Origin of the sequence: Tateyamaria omphalii (assembly GCF_019802125.1) — a bacterium.
Classification (GTDB): domain Bacteria; phylum Pseudomonadota; class Alphaproteobacteria; order Rhodobacterales; family Rhodobacteraceae; genus Tateyamaria; species Tateyamaria omphalii_B.
Window position 1 is genome coordinate 783,517 of record NZ_JAHVHT010000001.1, and the last position, 14,933, is coordinate 798,449.

At 63.0% G+C, this 14,933-nt stretch carries 16 protein-coding genes; 15 read left to right on the plus strand and 1 reads right to left on the minus strand.

From position 1 onward, the window contains the following. Positions 1–23 precede the first annotated feature (23 nt). From KUV51_RS03885 to murD, 5 genes are all read left to right on the plus strand, one after another. Positions 24–1,517, plus strand: a complete 1,494-nt coding sequence (locus tag KUV51_RS03885) for a UDP-N-acetylmuramoyl-L-alanyl-D-glutamate--2,6-diaminopimelate ligase (protein ID WP_222520281.1) — start codon at positions 24–26, stop codon at positions 1,515–1,517. Beyond that, a complete protein-coding gene (gene murF, locus KUV51_RS03890) occupies positions 1,514–2,962 on the plus strand; it encodes a UDP-N-acetylmuramoyl-tripeptide--D-alanyl-D-alanine ligase (protein WP_222520282.1) in 1,449 nt (482 codons plus the stop codon). Before KUV51_RS03885 ends, murF begins: the two co-directional genes overlap by 4 nt. A gap of 12 nt (positions 2,963–2,974) precedes the next feature. Continuing rightward, on the plus strand, positions 2,975–4,057 hold the full coding sequence (gene mraY, locus KUV51_RS03895) for a phospho-N-acetylmuramoyl-pentapeptide-transferase (protein ID WP_222520283.1): 1,083 nt from the start codon (positions 2,975–2,977) through the stop codon (positions 4,055–4,057). After that, on the plus strand, positions 4,057–4,713 hold the full coding sequence (locus KUV51_RS03900; protein WP_222520284.1) for an SDR family NAD(P)-dependent oxidoreductase: 657 nt from the start codon (positions 4,057–4,059) through the stop codon (positions 4,711–4,713). The genes mraY and KUV51_RS03900 overlap by 1 nt, the downstream gene beginning before the upstream one ends. Positions 4,714–4,777: 64 nt before the next feature. Beyond that, on the plus strand, positions 4,778–6,172 hold the full coding sequence (gene murD, locus KUV51_RS03905; protein ID WP_222520285.1) for a UDP-N-acetylmuramoyl-L-alanine--D-glutamate ligase: 1,395 nt from the start codon (positions 4,778–4,780) through the stop codon (positions 6,170–6,172). 176 nt (positions 6,173–6,348) lie between these two features. Here the strand turns inward: murD and KUV51_RS03910 are convergent, their stop codons facing one another. Then, on the minus strand, positions 6,349–7,521 hold the full coding sequence (locus KUV51_RS03910; protein WP_222520286.1) for an NAD(P)/FAD-dependent oxidoreductase: 1,173 nt from the start codon (positions 7,519–7,521) through the stop codon (positions 6,349–6,351). An 80-nt stretch (positions 7,522–7,601) separates the two neighbouring features. On the opposite strand from KUV51_RS03910, the gene KUV51_RS03915 reads away from it, so the two are divergent. The 10 genes from KUV51_RS03915 (at position 7,602) to KUV51_RS03960 (ending at position 14,899) form a co-directional block, all read left to right on the plus strand. After that, a complete protein-coding gene (locus KUV51_RS03915; RefSeq protein WP_261385634.1) occupies positions 7,602–8,159 on the plus strand; it encodes a redoxin domain-containing protein in 558 nt (185 codons plus the stop codon). A gap of 122 nt (positions 8,160–8,281) precedes the next feature. Continuing rightward, positions 8,282–9,445, plus strand: coding sequence for a putative lipid II flippase FtsW (gene ftsW, locus KUV51_RS03920; RefSeq protein WP_222520287.1), 1,164 nt, complete (start codon positions 8,282–8,284; stop codon positions 9,443–9,445). Further along, entirely contained in the window at positions 9,442–10,545 is a 1,104-nt protein-coding gene (locus tag KUV51_RS03925) for a UDP-N-acetylglucosamine--N-acetylmuramyl-(pentapeptide) pyrophosphoryl-undecaprenol N-acetylglucosamine transferase (RefSeq protein WP_222520288.1), read from the plus strand. The genes ftsW and KUV51_RS03925 overlap by 4 nt, the downstream gene beginning before the upstream one ends. Beyond that, a complete protein-coding gene (gene murC / locus KUV51_RS03930) occupies positions 10,542–11,948 on the plus strand; it encodes a UDP-N-acetylmuramate--L-alanine ligase (RefSeq protein ID WP_222520289.1) in 1,407 nt (468 codons plus the stop codon). The genes KUV51_RS03925 and murC overlap by 4 nt, the downstream gene beginning before the upstream one ends. After that, positions 11,945–12,175 carry a hypothetical protein gene (locus KUV51_RS03935; protein WP_222520290.1) on the plus strand — a complete coding sequence of 77 codons (231 nt, stop codon included), beginning with the start codon at positions 11,945–11,947 and terminating at the stop codon, positions 12,173–12,175. Before murC ends, KUV51_RS03935 begins: the two co-directional genes overlap by 4 nt. Beyond that, positions 12,172–12,435 (plus strand): DUF2484 family protein, encoded by a 264-nt coding sequence (locus KUV51_RS03940; RefSeq protein ID WP_222520291.1) that lies wholly within the window; start codon positions 12,172–12,174, stop codon positions 12,433–12,435. Before KUV51_RS03935 ends, KUV51_RS03940 begins: the two co-directional genes overlap by 4 nt. Beyond that, entirely contained in the window at positions 12,432–12,680 is a 249-nt protein-coding gene (locus KUV51_RS03945; protein WP_222520292.1) for a DUF2484 family protein, read from the plus strand. Before KUV51_RS03940 ends, KUV51_RS03945 begins: the two co-directional genes overlap by 4 nt. Beyond that, complete coding sequence (locus tag KUV51_RS03950; RefSeq protein ID WP_222520293.1) at positions 12,677–12,946, plus strand: hypothetical protein; 270 nt, start codon at positions 12,677–12,679, stop codon at positions 12,944–12,946. Before KUV51_RS03945 ends, KUV51_RS03950 begins: the two co-directional genes overlap by 4 nt. Positions 12,947–12,980: 34 nt before the next feature. After that, positions 12,981–13,901: a UDP-N-acetylmuramate dehydrogenase gene (gene murB / locus KUV51_RS03955; RefSeq protein ID WP_222521234.1), complete on the plus strand. Its 921-nt coding sequence runs from the start codon at positions 12,981–12,983 to the stop codon at positions 13,899–13,901. A gap of 77 nt (positions 13,902–13,978) precedes the next feature. Further along, positions 13,979–14,899 (plus strand): D-alanine--D-alanine ligase, encoded by a 921-nt coding sequence (locus KUV51_RS03960; RefSeq protein WP_222520294.1) that lies wholly within the window; start codon positions 13,979–13,981, stop codon positions 14,897–14,899. Positions 14,900–14,933 lie beyond the last annotated feature (34 nt).

Sequence of the window (14,933 nt, forward strand, 5' to 3'; positions counted from 1 at the left end):
CACCCGTACCATAGGGCCGAGACATGGGCGCGCAGGCACGATCACTTTCATCGCTGGGCCTGACGGCCCGGGGTGGGGCCAATCCCGAGATCACAGGCATCGCCGTGGACAGCCGCGAGGTGAAGGACGGGTTCCTGTTCGCCGCCATGCCCGGCAGCCGGGTGCATGGGGCGGAGTTCATTCAATATGCCGTCCGCATGGGCGCCTCGGCCATCCTGACGGATGTTCTGGGTGCGGAGATCGCGGCGGAGTGGTTGGACGATGTAGCTGTCGTCATAACGGACGCGCCGCGTGAGGCGTTGAGCAGGACCGCCGCGCTGTGGTTTGGCGGGCAGCCCGAGGTGCTTGTTGCGGTCACCGGGACCAATGGCAAGACGTCAGTCAGCACCTTTGTCCGGCAAATCTGGATCGAGATGGGAGTGCCTGCGGTCAATCTTGGGACGACGGGCGTTGAGGGCGCGTGGACAGCACCCTTGGCCCACACCACGCCCGAGCCGATCACGCTGCACCGTACGCTGGCGGAGGCGAAGGCCAACGGCATTACCCATGCGGCGATGGAGGCGTCCTCGCACGGTTTGGATCAGCGTCGGTTGGACGGCGTGACGCTGACCGCTGCCGGGTTCACGAATTTCAGCCAGGATCACCTGGATTATCACAAGACCTTTGAGGCCTATTTCGACGCCAAGGCGGCGCTGTTTGCCCGTGTGCTGCCCGAGGACGGGATTGCCGTCATCAACCTGGATGACGCGCGCGGCGTCGACATGGCGGCGATTGCGCGTGCGCGGGGACAGACCGTGCTGAGCGTGGGGCGCGATGGCGGCGATCTGCACCTGACCGCTCAGCGCTTTGATGCGACGGGGCAGGATGTGCGCTTTGAATATGAAGGCAAAGCCTATACCGCGCGGCTGCCGCTGATTGGTGGATTTCAGGCCGACAATGTCCTGCTGGCCTGTGGGCTTGTGATTGCCTGCGGGGCGGAGCCTGCGCGCGTGTTCGAGACCTTGCCGCATATGGGCACTGTGCGGGGCCGTATGCAGTTGGCCGCGACGCGCGAGAATGGGGCGGCGGTGTTTGTCGATTATTCCCATACGCCGGATGCCGTTGCCACGGCGCTCAAGGCGATGCGACCGCATGTGATGGGGCGGCTGATTGTCGTCGTGGGCGCGGGCGGTGACCGGGATGTGGGTAAGCGGCCCATGATGGGTCAGGCGGCAGCGGAGAATGCCGACATTGTCTTTATCACCGATGACAATCCGCGCAGTGAGGACCCGGCCTTGATCCGCGCGGCGGTGATGGAGGGTGCGCTGGGCGTCGGTGGCTCGGCCAGCGTGACCGAAGTGGGCGACCGGGCCGAGGCGATCCTGCGTGGTGTTGACGCCCTTGGCCCTGGCGATGCGCTTTTGATTGCGGGCAAGGGGCACGAGACGGGGCAGGTCGTGGGTGACGATGTGCTGCCCTTTGATGATGCCGAGCAGGCCAGCGTGGCCGTGGCCGCACTGGAAGGACGGTTGACATGACGCTGTGGACAAGTGCCGAGGCTGCGGCGGCAACGGGTGGCCGCGCGACCAGCGAGTGGACAGCAACAGGCGTTTCCATCGACACGCGGACCTTGCAGCCGGGCGACCTGTTTGTTGCCTTGAAGGATGTACGAGACGGTCACGACTTTGTCGCACAGGCGCTGGAGCAGGGGGCTGCGGCGGCGCTGGTGTCTGATGTGCCCGATGGGGTTGCAGAGGATGCGCCCCTGCTGATCGTGCCGGATGTGTTGGAGGGGTTGGAGGCGCTTGGCATTGCTGCCCGCGCCCGGACCGAGGCGCGCGTTGTTGCCATCACCGGGTCGGTCGGCAAGACCTCGACCAAGGAGATGCTGCGCGCGGTGCTGTCCGATCAGGGCCGGACCCACGCCAGTGTTGCCAGCTACAACAACCACTGGGGCGTGCCGCTGACTTTGGCGCGGATGCCCGCAGACACCGAATATGCCGTGATCGAGATCGGGATGAGCAACCCCGGTGAGATTGCGCCGCTGGCCAAGATGGCGCGCCCGCATGTGGCGATGATCACCACCGTGGCCCCGGCGCATCTGGAGGCGTTTGGTCGGATCGAGGGGATTGCGGTTGAAAAGGCGTCGATCTTGGAAGGGCTGGAATATGGTGGGACCGCCGTTCTGAACAACGACTGTTCGACCGCGGCCATCCTGCAGGCCAAGGCCCATGACATGAAGCGCCGCGACATTGGCTTTGGCGAGCACGGCTTTGATTTCAAACTGAAATCGGTTGATCTGCAGCGCGAGACGACCGTTGTGCAGGCCGAGGCGCATGAGGCGCCTTTGCTGTTCAAGATCGGGGCCGTGGGGCAGCATTATGCCATGAACGGTTTGGGTGCGCTGGCCTCGGCCGAGGCGTTGGGCGCGGATCTGGCCTTGGCCGCGCAATCGCTGGGCCGCTGGTCGCCCTATCAGGGGCGTGGGGCGCGTGAGGTTATTTCGCTGGATCCGATCGAGGCGGATATGACGCTGGAGCTGATCGACGACAGCTACAATGCCAACCCGACGTCGATGGGGGCGGCGCTGGCTGTTCTGGCTGCCGCCGAGGTGACCCACGACATCGGGCGCGTCAGCAAGGGGCGGCGGATTGCGTTTCTGGGTGATATGAAAGAGCTCGGTCCGGACGGTCCGGCGATGCATGCGGACCTTGCCGCGTTGGATGCGATGGAGCGTATCGACCGGGTGCATTGCATCGGGCCGCTGATGAAGCACTTGCACGACGCACTGCCGGCAGAGAAGCAGGGGATTTGGGCCGAGACGTCGGAGGAGATGGCCACGCAGGTGGCCCGGCGGCTCGACAGTGGTGACGTTGTTCTGGCCAAGGGATCGCTGAGCATGAAACTGGCCCTCGTCGTTGACGCGATCCGCAAAATGGGCCATCCGGTAGATAAGGGCGAAGACCCACAAGATAAGAATTAGGGACAGGCAGGCATGCTCTATTGGTTGACGGCACTTTCTGATGGCGGGGACGTGTTCAACCTGTTCCGCTACATTACCTTCCGGGCCGGTGGGGCGTTCATGACGGCGCTCGTGTTTGGTTTTCTGTTTGGCCGTCCGCTGATTGCGGTGCTGCGCAAGAAGCAGGGCAAGGGGCAACCGATCCGCGATGACGGGCCCGAGGGGCATTTCGCCAAGGCGGGTACGCCGACCATGGGCGGGCTCCTGATCGTTGGGGCGCTTGCGACCTCGACCCTGCTCTGGGCGCGCTGGGACAATCCGTTCATGTGGATCGTGCTGGGCGTGACCTTGGCCTTTGCCTTGATCGGGTTTGCCGATGATTACGCCAAGGTGTCCAAGCAGACGACGGCAGGCGTGCCCGGCAAGGTGCGGCTTTTGCTGGGGTTTTTGATCGCGGGCATTGCCGCCTACTTTGCGACGGTGAACCACCCCGAAGCCTTGCAGAACCAGCTGGCAGTGCCAGTGTTCAAGGACCTGCTGATCAACCTGAGTTTTCTGTTCATCCCGTTTTCGATCATCGTGATCGTCGGCTCTGCCAATGCGGTGAACCTGACGGACGGATTGGATGGGCTGGCTATCATGCCCGTGATGATCGCGGGCGGCACGCTGGGCATCATTGCCTATGCCGTGGGGCGCGTGGACTTCACCGAGTATCTCGATGTGCACTACGTGCCCGGCACCGGCGAGTTGCTGATCTTTGCTGCCGCGCTGTTCGGCGGAGGTCTTGGCTTTCTGTGGTATAACGCGCCGCCTGCCGCCGTGTTCATGGGCGACACCGGGTCGCTGGCCCTGGGCGGCGCTTTGGGGGCCATTGCGGTGGCGACCAAGCACGAGCTGGTGCTGGCGATCGTGGGCGGCCTCTTCGTAGTCGAGGCGCTGTCGGTGATCGTGCAGGTCCTCTATTTCAAGCGGACGGGCAAGCGGGTGTTCCTGATGGCGCCCATCCACCACCATTATGAGAAAAAAGGTTGGGCCGAGCCGCAGATCGTGATCCGGTTCTGGATCATCTCGCTGATCCTCGCGATGATTGGCCTTGCCACGCTCAAGGTGCGCTAGTGCCGCGCGCGCTGGTCACCGGGGGCAATCGCGGCATCGGCTATGCCATGGCCGAAGGCTTGCGCGCGCGGGGCGTGGAAGTGGTGATCGGGGTGCGGGATGCGCAGGCGGGCGCTGCGGCAGCCGCAGGTATTGCGTGCGATTGGGTGCATTTGGACCTTGAAGCGCCCGAGACTTTTGCACCGGCCATCGCGGACGCAGGCGAGATCGACATCCTGATCAACAACGCGGGCATCCTGATCGAAGACAGCATGATTGCCCATCCCGAAGGCCTGCGCCGGTCGATGCAGGTGATGTTTCACGCGCCGTTCGAGCTGATCCTGCTGTGCCTGCCGCACATGGCGCGGGCCGGTGGCGGACGGATCATCAATGTCAGTTCCGGGTGGGGGGCCTTTGACGAGGGGCTGGAAGGCCCCGGTGGTTATGGTGTCGCCAAGGCGGCGTTGAATGCAATGTCTCATGCCCTGCCGCGCGACCTTCCAGCAGGCGTCAGTATCAACGCGATGTGCCCCGGCTGGGTGCATACGCGCATGGGCGGCCAGGCCGCACCGCGCACACCGGAAGAAGGGGCCGATACCGCGATCTGGCTAGCGCTCGACGCACCGGCACACCTGACTGGCAAATTCTTTCGCGACCGGCAGGAAAAGGCGTGGTGATGATCTTTCTTCTGGCTGAAAATACTTCGGGGGTCTGGGGGCAGAGCCCCCAGAGCGCAGCACGATGATCCCGGTGCAAGGTCTGAACGGTGCACGGGTGGCTGTCCTCGGGCTGGGCCGCTCCGGTCTGTCGGCGGCACGTGCGCTGGCTGCGGGCGGTGCGACGCCCATTTGCTGGGATGACAACCCGGAGGCGCAGGCACGTGCCGAAGAGGAAGGGTTCACCTGCCTCAACCTCAAAAAACAGGGGGCGTTCCAGGACGTCGCGCGGCTGATTGTAAGCCCCGGCATTCCGCATCTTTACCCCACGCCGAACCCGGTGATTGCAGCCGCATGGGCCGCAGGCGTGCCGGTAGACAACGACATCGGGCTGTTTTTTCAGTCCTTTGCCACCTCCGACTGGCACCGCTTCGATACCGCGCCGCGGGTGATTGCGGTCACCGGCTCGAACGGCAAATCAACGACCTGCGCACTGATCCACCATATCATGGAAGTGGCGGGACGACCCAGCCAGTTGGCGGGCAACATCGGGCGAGGTGTGCTGGATATCGATCCGCCCCACGATGGCGAGGTGGTGGTGCTGGAGCTGTCGAGCTACCAGACCGATCTGGCGCGCAGTCTGACGCCGGATGTGGCTGTATTTACGAACCTATCCCCCGATCATCTGGATCGTCACGCGGGTATGGGTGGCTATTTCGCCGCCAAGCGCCGGCTCTTTGCCGAGGGCGGGCCGGATCGGGCCGTGATCGGTGTGGATGAGGATGAGGGGCGGTTCTTGGCGGGGCAACTTGCCGAAGGGCCGACGGATGATCGGGTGATCCGGGTGTCCGTCGCTGAGAAGCTGACCGGGCCCGGCTGGCAGGTATTTGCCAAGAAAGGGTTTCTGTCGGAGTACCGGAAGGGGCGGCAGGTGGCGTCCGTTGACTTGCGCGGCGTGGCGGGATTGCCGGGCGCGCACAACCACCAGAACGCCTGCGCCGCCTATGCCGCGGCCCGCGCGGTTGGGGTGGCGCCCAAGGTGATCGAGCACGCGTTTCACAGTTTTGCGGGCCTGCCGCATCGCAGCCAGACCATCGCGGAAGCCGGGGGCGTCCGCTATGTCAACGACAGCAAGGCTACCAATGTCGACAGCGCGGCAAAGGCACTCGCCGCCTTTGACAACATCCGGTGGATTTGCGGCGGTTTGCAGAAGGAGGGTGGGCTGGAGGGCCTCGCATCTTCCGTGGGCAAGGTGAAGAAAGCCTATGTCATCGGGCGCGAGGCGGCGCAGTTTGCCATGCAGATTGACGTGGATGCGCAGGTATGCGGGACGATGGGGGCTGCCGTTGAGGCGGCGATGGCCGATGCCGACGAGGGTGACGTGGTTCTGCTTGCGCCCGCAGCGGCGAGTTTCGATCAGTATGACAGTTTCGAGCGGCGCGGTGAGGATTTCGTGGCGGAAGTGACCAAGCGGTTGTGACCCAGCGGAGCGCGCGTGCGCGCGCACGACATTATTTGTTTTTGGCTTCGGACCCACCAAAACACGGAGATTGCGACTGCGTATGCAGACGCAATCAGTGGCAAGGACTGCTTTTGCTTGCAAAAGCTGTCGGCCACCCCGTGGAGAAACTGGGTGCAAGTAACTTAACGCAGGCTTCAAACCTGTTCCGAAAGATGTCGCGCTGTCGCCATGGCCGAGGACCAGGCCCATTGGAAGTTGTAGCCGCCCAGCCATCCGGTCACGTCGAGCGCTTCGCCGATGAAGTAGAGGCCCGGCGTGGTTTGCGATTCCATGGTTTTGGAGCTGATCTGGTCGGTCGCGACGCCGCCGCGTGTGACCTCGGCCGTGCGGTAGCCTTCCGTGCCGCCGGGCGTGAGTTGCCATTGGGTCAGGTCGTGGGTCAGCGCGTCGATGCGCGCGTCGGAGAGGTCTCCTAGGCGGCCCAAGAGGTCCATCTGGGTGCTGAGGTGATCCACGAGGCGGGCGGGGAGGTGGCGCGACAGTTCGGTTGTTAGGGCTTTCTTGCCGTCGCTTGTGCGTTTGTCGCGCAAGAGGGCGGCGAGGTTGGTTTCGGGGGCGAGATGGACCGTGATCGCATCGCCCGCGTCCCAGTAGCTGGACGCCTGCAGGATCGCGGGGCCCGACAGGCCGCGGTGCGTGAAAAGCATGCCTTCGTCGAAGCTGGTGCCGTTTGCGGTGACGCGGGCGGGGCATGAGACGCCTGAGATGTCCGCAAAACGCCGGTCGGGGAAGGTGAAGGGGACAAGTGCGGGTTCTGTCGCCGTGACCCGGTGGCCGAATTGTTTTGCGATGTCGTAGGCGAAACCTGTCGCCCCCATTTTCGGGATGGATTTGCCGCCTGTGGCGATGACTGCGTTGCGGGCCGTGTGCTTGGATTTTCCGTTCAGTGTGAAGCTGAAGCCATTGTCGCCTTTGGTGAAGTCGGAGATTTCGGTCTGCAAATGCAGCTCGGCTCCGGCGGACTGCATGAGCCCGCGCAGCATGGCGATGATGTCCTTGGCAGAGGTGTCGCAGAAGAGCTGGCCCAGTGTTTTTTCGTGCCAGGGGATACTGTGCCGGTCGACAAGGTCGATGAAATCCCATTGCGTGTAGCGCGCCAGCGCCGATTTGGCGAAATGGGGGTTTTCGCTGATGAAGGCCTGCGGATCGCAGTGGAGGTTGGTGAAATTGCAGCGCCCGCCGCCGGAGATGCGGATCTTTTCCCCCGGCGCCTTTGCGTGATCGACCAGCAGCACGCGCCCACCTGCGTGGGCCGCGCACATCATGCCTGCCGCGCCGGCGCCGATGATCAGGGTATCAAAATCCATGACGTCCCCGTGCAGCATTGCACAGAAAGGGTCAAGCCGGTGGGGTTGTGCGCGTGAGCCATTCGCCTACGTCGGATGCAATGAAACAGCAGACCGCAGGAGAGACCCCGATGACAGCACTGGCCGCAGGCAGCCCTTTCCCGAAACTTGACCTTGCAAAGCTTGGGGGCGGGACGCTGACCCTTGGCGCGCCGCAGGGCGGTCATGACTGGCAGTTGGTCGTTGTCTATCGCGGGCTCCATTGTCCCTTGTGCAAGACGTATCTCGCGAAGTTGCAGGACCTTGAGGCCGACTTTAACGCTCAAGGTGTCGACGTTGTGGCTGTTTCGGGTGATCCCGAGGAGAAGGCGCAGGCGATGGCCGATGAGAAGGGGCTGACCGTTGCCATGGGATATGGGCTGACGCCTGAGCAGATGGTCGCGCTGGGTGTTTATGTGTCGGACCCGCGAAGCCCGAAGGAAACCGACCGTCCGTTCCCCGAGCCCGGTCTGTTTGTCGTGAACGGGGACGGCGCCATTCAGATGGTCGATGTGTCGAACGCGCCGTTCCTGCGGCCCGATCTGGAGGGCGTGCTGAAGGGCATCACCTTTGTCCGCGCCAATGACTACCCGATCCGGGGCACGCATAAGGCGGCGTAACCTTGCCTGTGGGCCAGTAAACTAAGGCTGGCCCGCGCGTTCTTTTGCCGCTATGCTTGGCGCTAACGTACGCGGGAGCAACCCGCGGCGTGAGGCAGAGACAGGCAGCAAGGCGGCAGATCATGACTGAGATGGTCTATGGCGCGGTTCCGGTACGGGACGGCGAACCCATTCTTCCCAAGTGGTGGCGGACGGTCGACAAATGGTCGTTGAGTTGCGTGCTGTTTCTGTTTGCGATTGGCCTGCTTCTGGGGCTGGCGGCGTCGGTGCCGCTGGCTGAAAAGAACGGATTTCCGCCCTTTCACTACGTGACCCGGCAGGCATTCTTCGGCGTGCTGGCGCTGATGGTGATGATTGTCACGTCGATGATGTCGCCGGTTGTGGTGCGGCGGTTGGCGGTGCTGGGCTTTCTCGTGTCCTTTGTCGCGCTTGCCATGCTGCCCTTCTTTGGCACGGATTTCGGCAAGGGCGCGGTGCGTTGGTATTCGCTTGGCTTCGCGGCCATCCAGCCGTCTGAGTTTTTGAAACCCGGTTTTGTTGTCGCTGCCGCGTGGATGCTGGCGGCGAGCCAGGATTTGAACGGGCCGCCGGGGCGGACGTGGTCCTTTGCCCTTTGCATTTCCATCGTTTTGATGCTGGCACTGCAGCCTGATTTTGGTCAGGCATGCCTTGTCCTGTTTGGCTGGGGCGTGATGTATTTCGTGGCTGGCGCGCCGATGATCCTGCTTGTGGGCATGGCGGGGCTGGTCGTTTTTGGCGGCACGATTGCCTATTCGAACTCGGAACACTTCGCCCGTCGGATTGACGGGTTTCTGAGCCCTGATGTCGATCCGCGTACGCAGTTGGGCTATGCCACCAACGCCATTCAAGAGGGTGGTCTGTTCGGTGTCGGTGTGGGCGAGGGGCAGGTGAAATGGTCGCTGCCCGATGCCCATACCGATTTCATTATTGCCGTGGCGGCCGAGGAATACGGTCTGATCCTCGTTTTGTGCATCATCGCGCTTTACACCGGGATTGTCGTGCGGTCGCTGCTGCGCCTGATGCGTGAGCGTGATCCGTTCATTCGGCTGGCGGGCACGGGGCTGGCCTGCATGTTCGGCGTGCAGGCCATGATCAACATGGGCGTGGCCGTGCGCTTATTGCCTGCCAAGGGGATGACATTGCCCTTTGTCAGCTATGGCGGGTCGTCCGTGATTGCGTCGGGCATTGCGGTTGGCATGCTTCTGGCCTTTACCCGGAGCCGTCCGCAGGGTGAGATTTCTGATCTTTTGGGGCGTCGCCGATGACGAAACAGCCGCTTCTCCTCATGGCTGCGGGTGGCTCGGGCGGGCATATGTTCCCGGCCCAGGCGCTGGCCGAGGCGATGCTGGCGCGCGGCTGGCGGGTGAAGCTGAGCACGGATGCGCGCGGTGCGCGTTACACCGGGGGCTTTCCGCATACGACGGAGATCGAGCAAGTGTCGTCCGCAACCTTTGCACGCGGCGGACCGCTGGCGAAAGCGGCTGTGCCGTTTCGCATTGCGGCGGGGATTGCCGGGGCGAAGATCAAGATGTTGCGCGATAGGCCTGCGGCGGTTGTCGGTTTTGGAGGCTATCCCACCATTCCGGCGCTCGCTGCCGCCACGATCCTGCGTGTGCCGCGCATGATCCATGAACAGAATGGCGTGTTGGGCCGTGTGAACCAGCTTTTTGCCAAGCGCGTTGATGCTGTCGCCTGCGGCACCTGGCCGACGGAACTGCCGGAGGGCGTCGAAGGCACCTATGTCGGTAATCCGGTGCGCGGGTCCGTGCTGGAGCGGGCAGGGGCGGGCTATATCGCGCCCGGTGATTACCCGATGGAGATTTTGGTGATCGGTGGCAGTCAGGGTGCGCGCATCCTGTCCGATGTGATCCCGCCTGCCATTGCCAGCCTGTCGATGGAGCGCTTGCGGAACCTGCGTGTGAGCCATCAGGCGCGTGGCGAGGACGAGGAGCGTGTGCGCAGCTTCTATGTCGAGCATGGGATCAATGCCGATGTGCAGCCCTTCTTTCACGATGTGCCGCGCCGGATGACCGAGTCGCAGTTGATCATCTCGCGCTCGGGGGCATCGTCGGTTGCGGACATCTCGATCATCGGGCGTCCGTCGATCCTCGTGCCGCTCGCGTCGGCCATCCGCGACGAACAGACGGCCAATGCGCGTGGGCTGGTGGATGCGGGGGCGGCTATCCTGATCCCCGAAAGCCAGTTGAGCGTCGAGAACGTCGCGGAACAGATCAATGCCGTGCTGGACAATCCAGACGGCGCGTTGCAGATGGCCAACGCCGCTTTGACCGTTGCCAAGCCCGATGCCACCGAGCAACTTGTCTATATGGTCGAAACCCTCAGCCAGAAAGGGAAAGCCCAATGAATGCCGCCACCAAACTGCCCGGAGACGTGGGCCCCATTCATTTCGTCGGGATCGGCGGGATCGGCATGTCGGGCATTGCCGAGGTGCTTTTGAACCACGGCTATGTGGTGCAAGGGTCTGACCTGAAGCGAACACCGATCACCGAGCGGCTGGAAGAGCTGGGCGCGCGGGTATTCGTGGGGCAGAATGCGAAGAATATTGAGGAGGCGGAGGTTGTCGTGATCTCCTCCGCCATCAAACCGGGCAATGCGGAGCTGGACGCGGCGCGGGCGCGGGGCCTGCCCATCGTGCGCCGGGCCGAGATGCTGGCGGAGTTGATGCGGTTGCGGTCTAACATTGCCGTGGCAGGAACGCATGGGAAGACGACAACGACCACTATGGTTGCGGCCCTGCTGGATGAGGGCAAGTTTGACCCCACTGTCGTGAATGGCGGGATCATCCATGCCTATGGCTCGAACGCCCGTAAAGGGGATGGCGAGTGGATGGTGGTCGAGGCCGACGAGAGCGACGGCACCTTCAACCGTTTGCCTGCGACCATCGCCATTGTGACCAATATCGACCCCGAGCATATGGAGCATTGGGGGACCGAAGAGGCGCTGCACAAGGGGTTCTATGACTTTGTGTCGAACATTCCGTTTTATGGGTTGGCCGTGTGCTGTACCGATGATCCGGATGTGCAAAGCCTTGTGGGCAAGATCACGGATCGCCGGGTTGTGACTTATGGCTTCAACGCGCAGGCCGATGTGCGTGCCATGAACCTGACCTATGAGAACGGCGTGGCGCATTTCGACATCGCGTTGCAGGCCGAGGATCAGGTGATTGAGGGCTGTAGTCTGCCGATGCCCGGCGATCACAATGTCTCAAACGCGTTGAGCGCTGTGGCTGTGGCCCGTCATCTGGGCATGAAAGCGGACGAGATCCGCACTGCACTGGCCAATTTCGGCGGCGTTAACCGCCGGTTTACCCGTGTGGGCGAGGTTGAGGGCATCACGATCATCGACGACTACGGACACCATCCAACCGAGATTGCCGCCGTGCTGAAAGCTGCGCGCCAAGCCACGACGGGCCGCGTCATCGCGGTCCACCAGCCGCATCGCTACACGCGGCTGCATCACCATTTCGAGGATTTCTGTTCCTGCTTCAACGATGCGGATGTCGTGGGGATTGGCGATGTTTTTGCCGCCGGAGAAGAGCCCATTGAAGGCGCCAGCCGCGATGATCTGGTGGCCGGTCTAATCCGTCACGGTCATCGTCACGCCCGTGCTGTCGTGGACGAGAACGATTTGGAGCGGTTGGTGCGCGAACAGGCGCGGCCTGGTGACATGGTCGTGTGCCTCGGTGCGGGGTCAATCAGCGCCTGGGCCAACGGGTTGCCCGCGCGGTTGCAGAAGGGTGCTGCGTGACCACTGTTGCGATCATATTCGCGCTGTTGATGCTGCCGATCGGCATCCTGCTGCGTATGCGTAATTTGGTGAAAGTGCTTGGCGTGCTTGTCATTTTGTGCGTGGTTCTGAGCCTTTATCACCTGTTTGCCGGTGGGCCGGGTTCACCCCTTTTCTTTGCTGGACCTGCGGCGCTGGCCTTGATGTTGGGCTGGACCATTGGCGGTCGGATCGGAGGGCGTGGGTGACGTTGCTTTTGGTGTGTATCGGGTGGGTGCTGGCCGCGACATGCGTCGCGATGCTGCCGATGCGGCGGCAATTTGTGCCGGGTGTGGCATTGCTTGTTGCGGCACCCGTCCTGATCCTTTGGATCAGCGTGGCGGTGGCGTGGTGGGCCGGGCTGTTGGCACTCGCTGCCTTCGTGTCGATGTTCCGCAACCCGTTGCGCTATTTCTGGGGCAAGGCGCGCGGTCAGAACCCCCAACTTCCGCCGGAGCTGCGTTCATGAGCCTGTCGCTGATCCTTGCCTGCCTTTGGGCCGTTGTCGCCAATGTGATGGCGATGATGCCGAGCCGGGACAACCACTGGACCAACGCTTATGGCCTGATCACGGTGGGCATTCCGATCATCGGGTATGTCACGTGGCAGCATGGGCCGTGGGTGGGCTTTGCCGTGATGCTGGCGGGCATGAGCATTCTGCGCTGGCCCGTCATCTATCTGAGCCGCTGGATCAAAGGGAGGCTGATCCGATGATGTATGCCATTTCACTTGCAGCCCTGGGGCTGGGGATTGCCACGGGCTGGTCCATGGCGTCACGCTTCATGCTGCGACGCATGGTGGCCGTGTTCCTGTTGCTGGTCGCTGCCGTCCTGTGGGTCGGCGTGTCGCCCGACAGCTTGCCCGGGGACGGGTTTGCGCTGGTGGTTGCGACCTATCTCGTGGGTTTGCCGATGGCGTCCGGCATGATTGGTGGCGCCGTGCTGTCCTGGTTGTTCCGCCGCAACCGCGCGGCGTCTTGACCTCTGGCACCTCGGGCGGCATTGGCTGCCCATGATGTATGATCTTCCGCCCGTACGCGGCACTCTGACCCCGAACAAGGACCTGTCCGGCCTCACGTGGTTGCGCGTGGGCGGGCCGGCGGATTGGCTGTTTCAACCAGCTGACGTCGAGGACCTGAGTGCGTTTCTGGCGGCGCTTGATCCTGCCGTGCAGGTCTTTCCCATGGGTGTCGGCAGCAATCTGATTGTCCGGGACGGTGGGCTGCGGGCAGTGGTGATCCGGTTGGGCCGTGGCTTCAACGGGATCGAGGTGGGCGAAGAGACTGTCACTGCAGGCGCCGCCGCTCTCGATGCCCATGTGGCGCGCAAGGCGGCGGATGCCGGGATCGATCTGACCTTTCTGCGCACGATCCCCGGTGCCATCGGTGGCGCAGTGCGCATGAACGCGGGCTGCTACGGCAGTTACACGGCAGACGTGTTTGTCGAGGCGCAGGTGGTGTTGCGGGATGGGACCGTGACCACGTTGCGTGCCGACGATTTGAATTTCCAATACCGTCAGAGTGATCTGCCCGAAGGTGCGGTGCTGACCCATGTGACGTTGCGCGGCACGAAGGCGGAGCCCGACGCGCTGCACGCCCGCATGACCGATCAACTCGCCAAGCGCGACGCGACGCAGCCCACCAAAGACCGGAGCGCTGGGTCGACATTTCGCAATCCGGCAGGCTTTTCTTCGACGGGGCGGGACGACGATGTCCATGATCTGAAGGCGTGGAAGGTTATCGACGACGCGGGCATGCGCGGCGCACGGCGGGGTGGGGCGCAGATGAGCGAGAAACATTCCAACTTCCTGATCAACACCGGGCAGGCAACCGCCGCTGATCTGGAAGGATTGGGCGAAGACGTGCGAAAAAAGGTTTACGATTCCAGCGGCATCACGCTAGAATGGGAAATCATGCGCATCGGTGATCCAGCATAGGATCGCGGGCGCAAGGCATGCCGAAAATCGGCGTATAAATCGAGGGTTCGCAAAAGGACCCCGGGACTTAGAGGCACATGGCGGGGCAGTCGAGCAGACGTTCCAAAGTGGCGGTGTTATTGGGTGGCCCCTCGGCTGAGCGCGAGGTGTCGTTGTCAACGGGACAGGCCTGCGCAGCCGCGCTGAGGGACATGGGTTATGAAGTGGTCGAGGTCGATGCTGGCCCCGACCTTGCTTCGGTTTTGCAGGACATTTCGCCGGATGCCGTGCTCAACTGCCTTCATGGCCGTTGGGGTGAGGATGGCTGCGTTCAGGGCATCCTCGAGTGGCTGGGTATTCCCTATTCGCATTCTGGCGTGCTGGCCTCGGCCCTTGCGATGGACAAGCAGCGCAGCAAGGACGTGTTTCGGACCGCAGGCTTGCCGGTCGTGGACAGCGTGATTTGCCCCAAGGCCGATGTGATGGCCGATCATGTGATGGCGCCGCCCTACGTGGTCAAACCCAACAATGAAGGGTCGAGCGTGGGTGTCTACCTGGTCCACGAAGGCTCAAACGGACCTCCGAAGCTGGATGACAAGATGCCCGATCATGTAATGGTCGAGGCGTTTGCCCATGGGCGCGAGTTGACGACCACTGTAATGGGTGACCGTGCGTTGGCTGTCACCGATATCATCACCGATGGCTGGTACGATTACGACGCCAAGTACAAGCCCGGAGGGTCGCGGCACGAAATCCCGGCCAATGTGCCGAAGGAGATTTCCGACCTCTGCCTTGACTACGCGCTGCGCGCCCACGAGGCGCTTGGCTGCCGTGGCGTGAGCCGCACGGATTTCCGTTGGGATGAAAGCAAAGGCGCAGCTGGCCTGATCCTGCTCGAGACCAACACGCAGCCCGGCATGACGCCCACGTCGCTGACGCCGGAACAGGCGCAGGCGGCGGGCATGAGCTTTGGCGAGCTGTGCGCATGGATGGTGGAGGACGCCTCGTGCAACAGGTGAAGCGCCCAGATCCCGCCCCCTCGCGCTGGTCCTG

Bases quoted from the DNA above. Each gene is read 5' to 3' on its own strand.
- KUV51_RS03950 (WP_222520293.1), top strand. From the start codon at position 12,677: ATGATGTATGCCATTTCACTTGCAGCCCTGGGGCTGGGGATTGCCACG.
- KUV51_RS03885 (WP_222520281.1), top strand. From the start codon at position 24: ATGGGCGCGCAGGCACGATCACTTTCATCGCTGGGCCTGACGGCCCGG.
- mraY (WP_222520283.1), top strand. From the start codon at position 2,975: ATGCTCTATTGGTTGACGGCACTTTCTGATGGCGGGGACGTGTTCAAC.
- murF (WP_222520282.1), top strand. From the start codon at position 1,514: ATGACGCTGTGGACAAGTGCCGAGGCTGCGGCGGCAACGGGTGGCCGC.
- KUV51_RS03925 (WP_222520288.1), top strand. From the start codon at position 9,442: ATGACGAAACAGCCGCTTCTCCTCATGGCTGCGGGTGGCTCGGGCGGG.
- ftsW (WP_222520287.1), top strand. From the start codon at position 8,282: ATGACTGAGATGGTCTATGGCGCGGTTCCGGTACGGGACGGCGAACCC.
- murB (WP_222521234.1), top strand. From the start codon at position 12,981: ATGTATGATCTTCCGCCCGTACGCGGCACTCTGACCCCGAACAAGGAC.
- KUV51_RS03915 (WP_261385634.1), top strand. From the start codon at position 7,602: ATGAAACAGCAGACCGCAGGAGAGACCCCGATGACAGCACTGGCCGCA.
- murD (WP_222520285.1), top strand. From the start codon at position 4,778: ATGATCCCGGTGCAAGGTCTGAACGGTGCACGGGTGGCTGTCCTCGGG.
- KUV51_RS03910 (WP_222520286.1), bottom strand. From the start codon at position 7,521: ATGGATTTTGATACCCTGATCATCGGCGCCGGCGCGGCAGGCATGATG.
- KUV51_RS03960 (WP_222520294.1), top strand. From the start codon at position 13,979: ATGGCGGGGCAGTCGAGCAGACGTTCCAAAGTGGCGGTGTTATTGGGT.
- murC (WP_222520289.1), top strand. From the start codon at position 10,542: ATGAATGCCGCCACCAAACTGCCCGGAGACGTGGGCCCCATTCATTTC.
- KUV51_RS03945 (WP_222520292.1), top strand. From the start codon at position 12,432: ATGAGCCTGTCGCTGATCCTTGCCTGCCTTTGGGCCGTTGTCGCCAAT.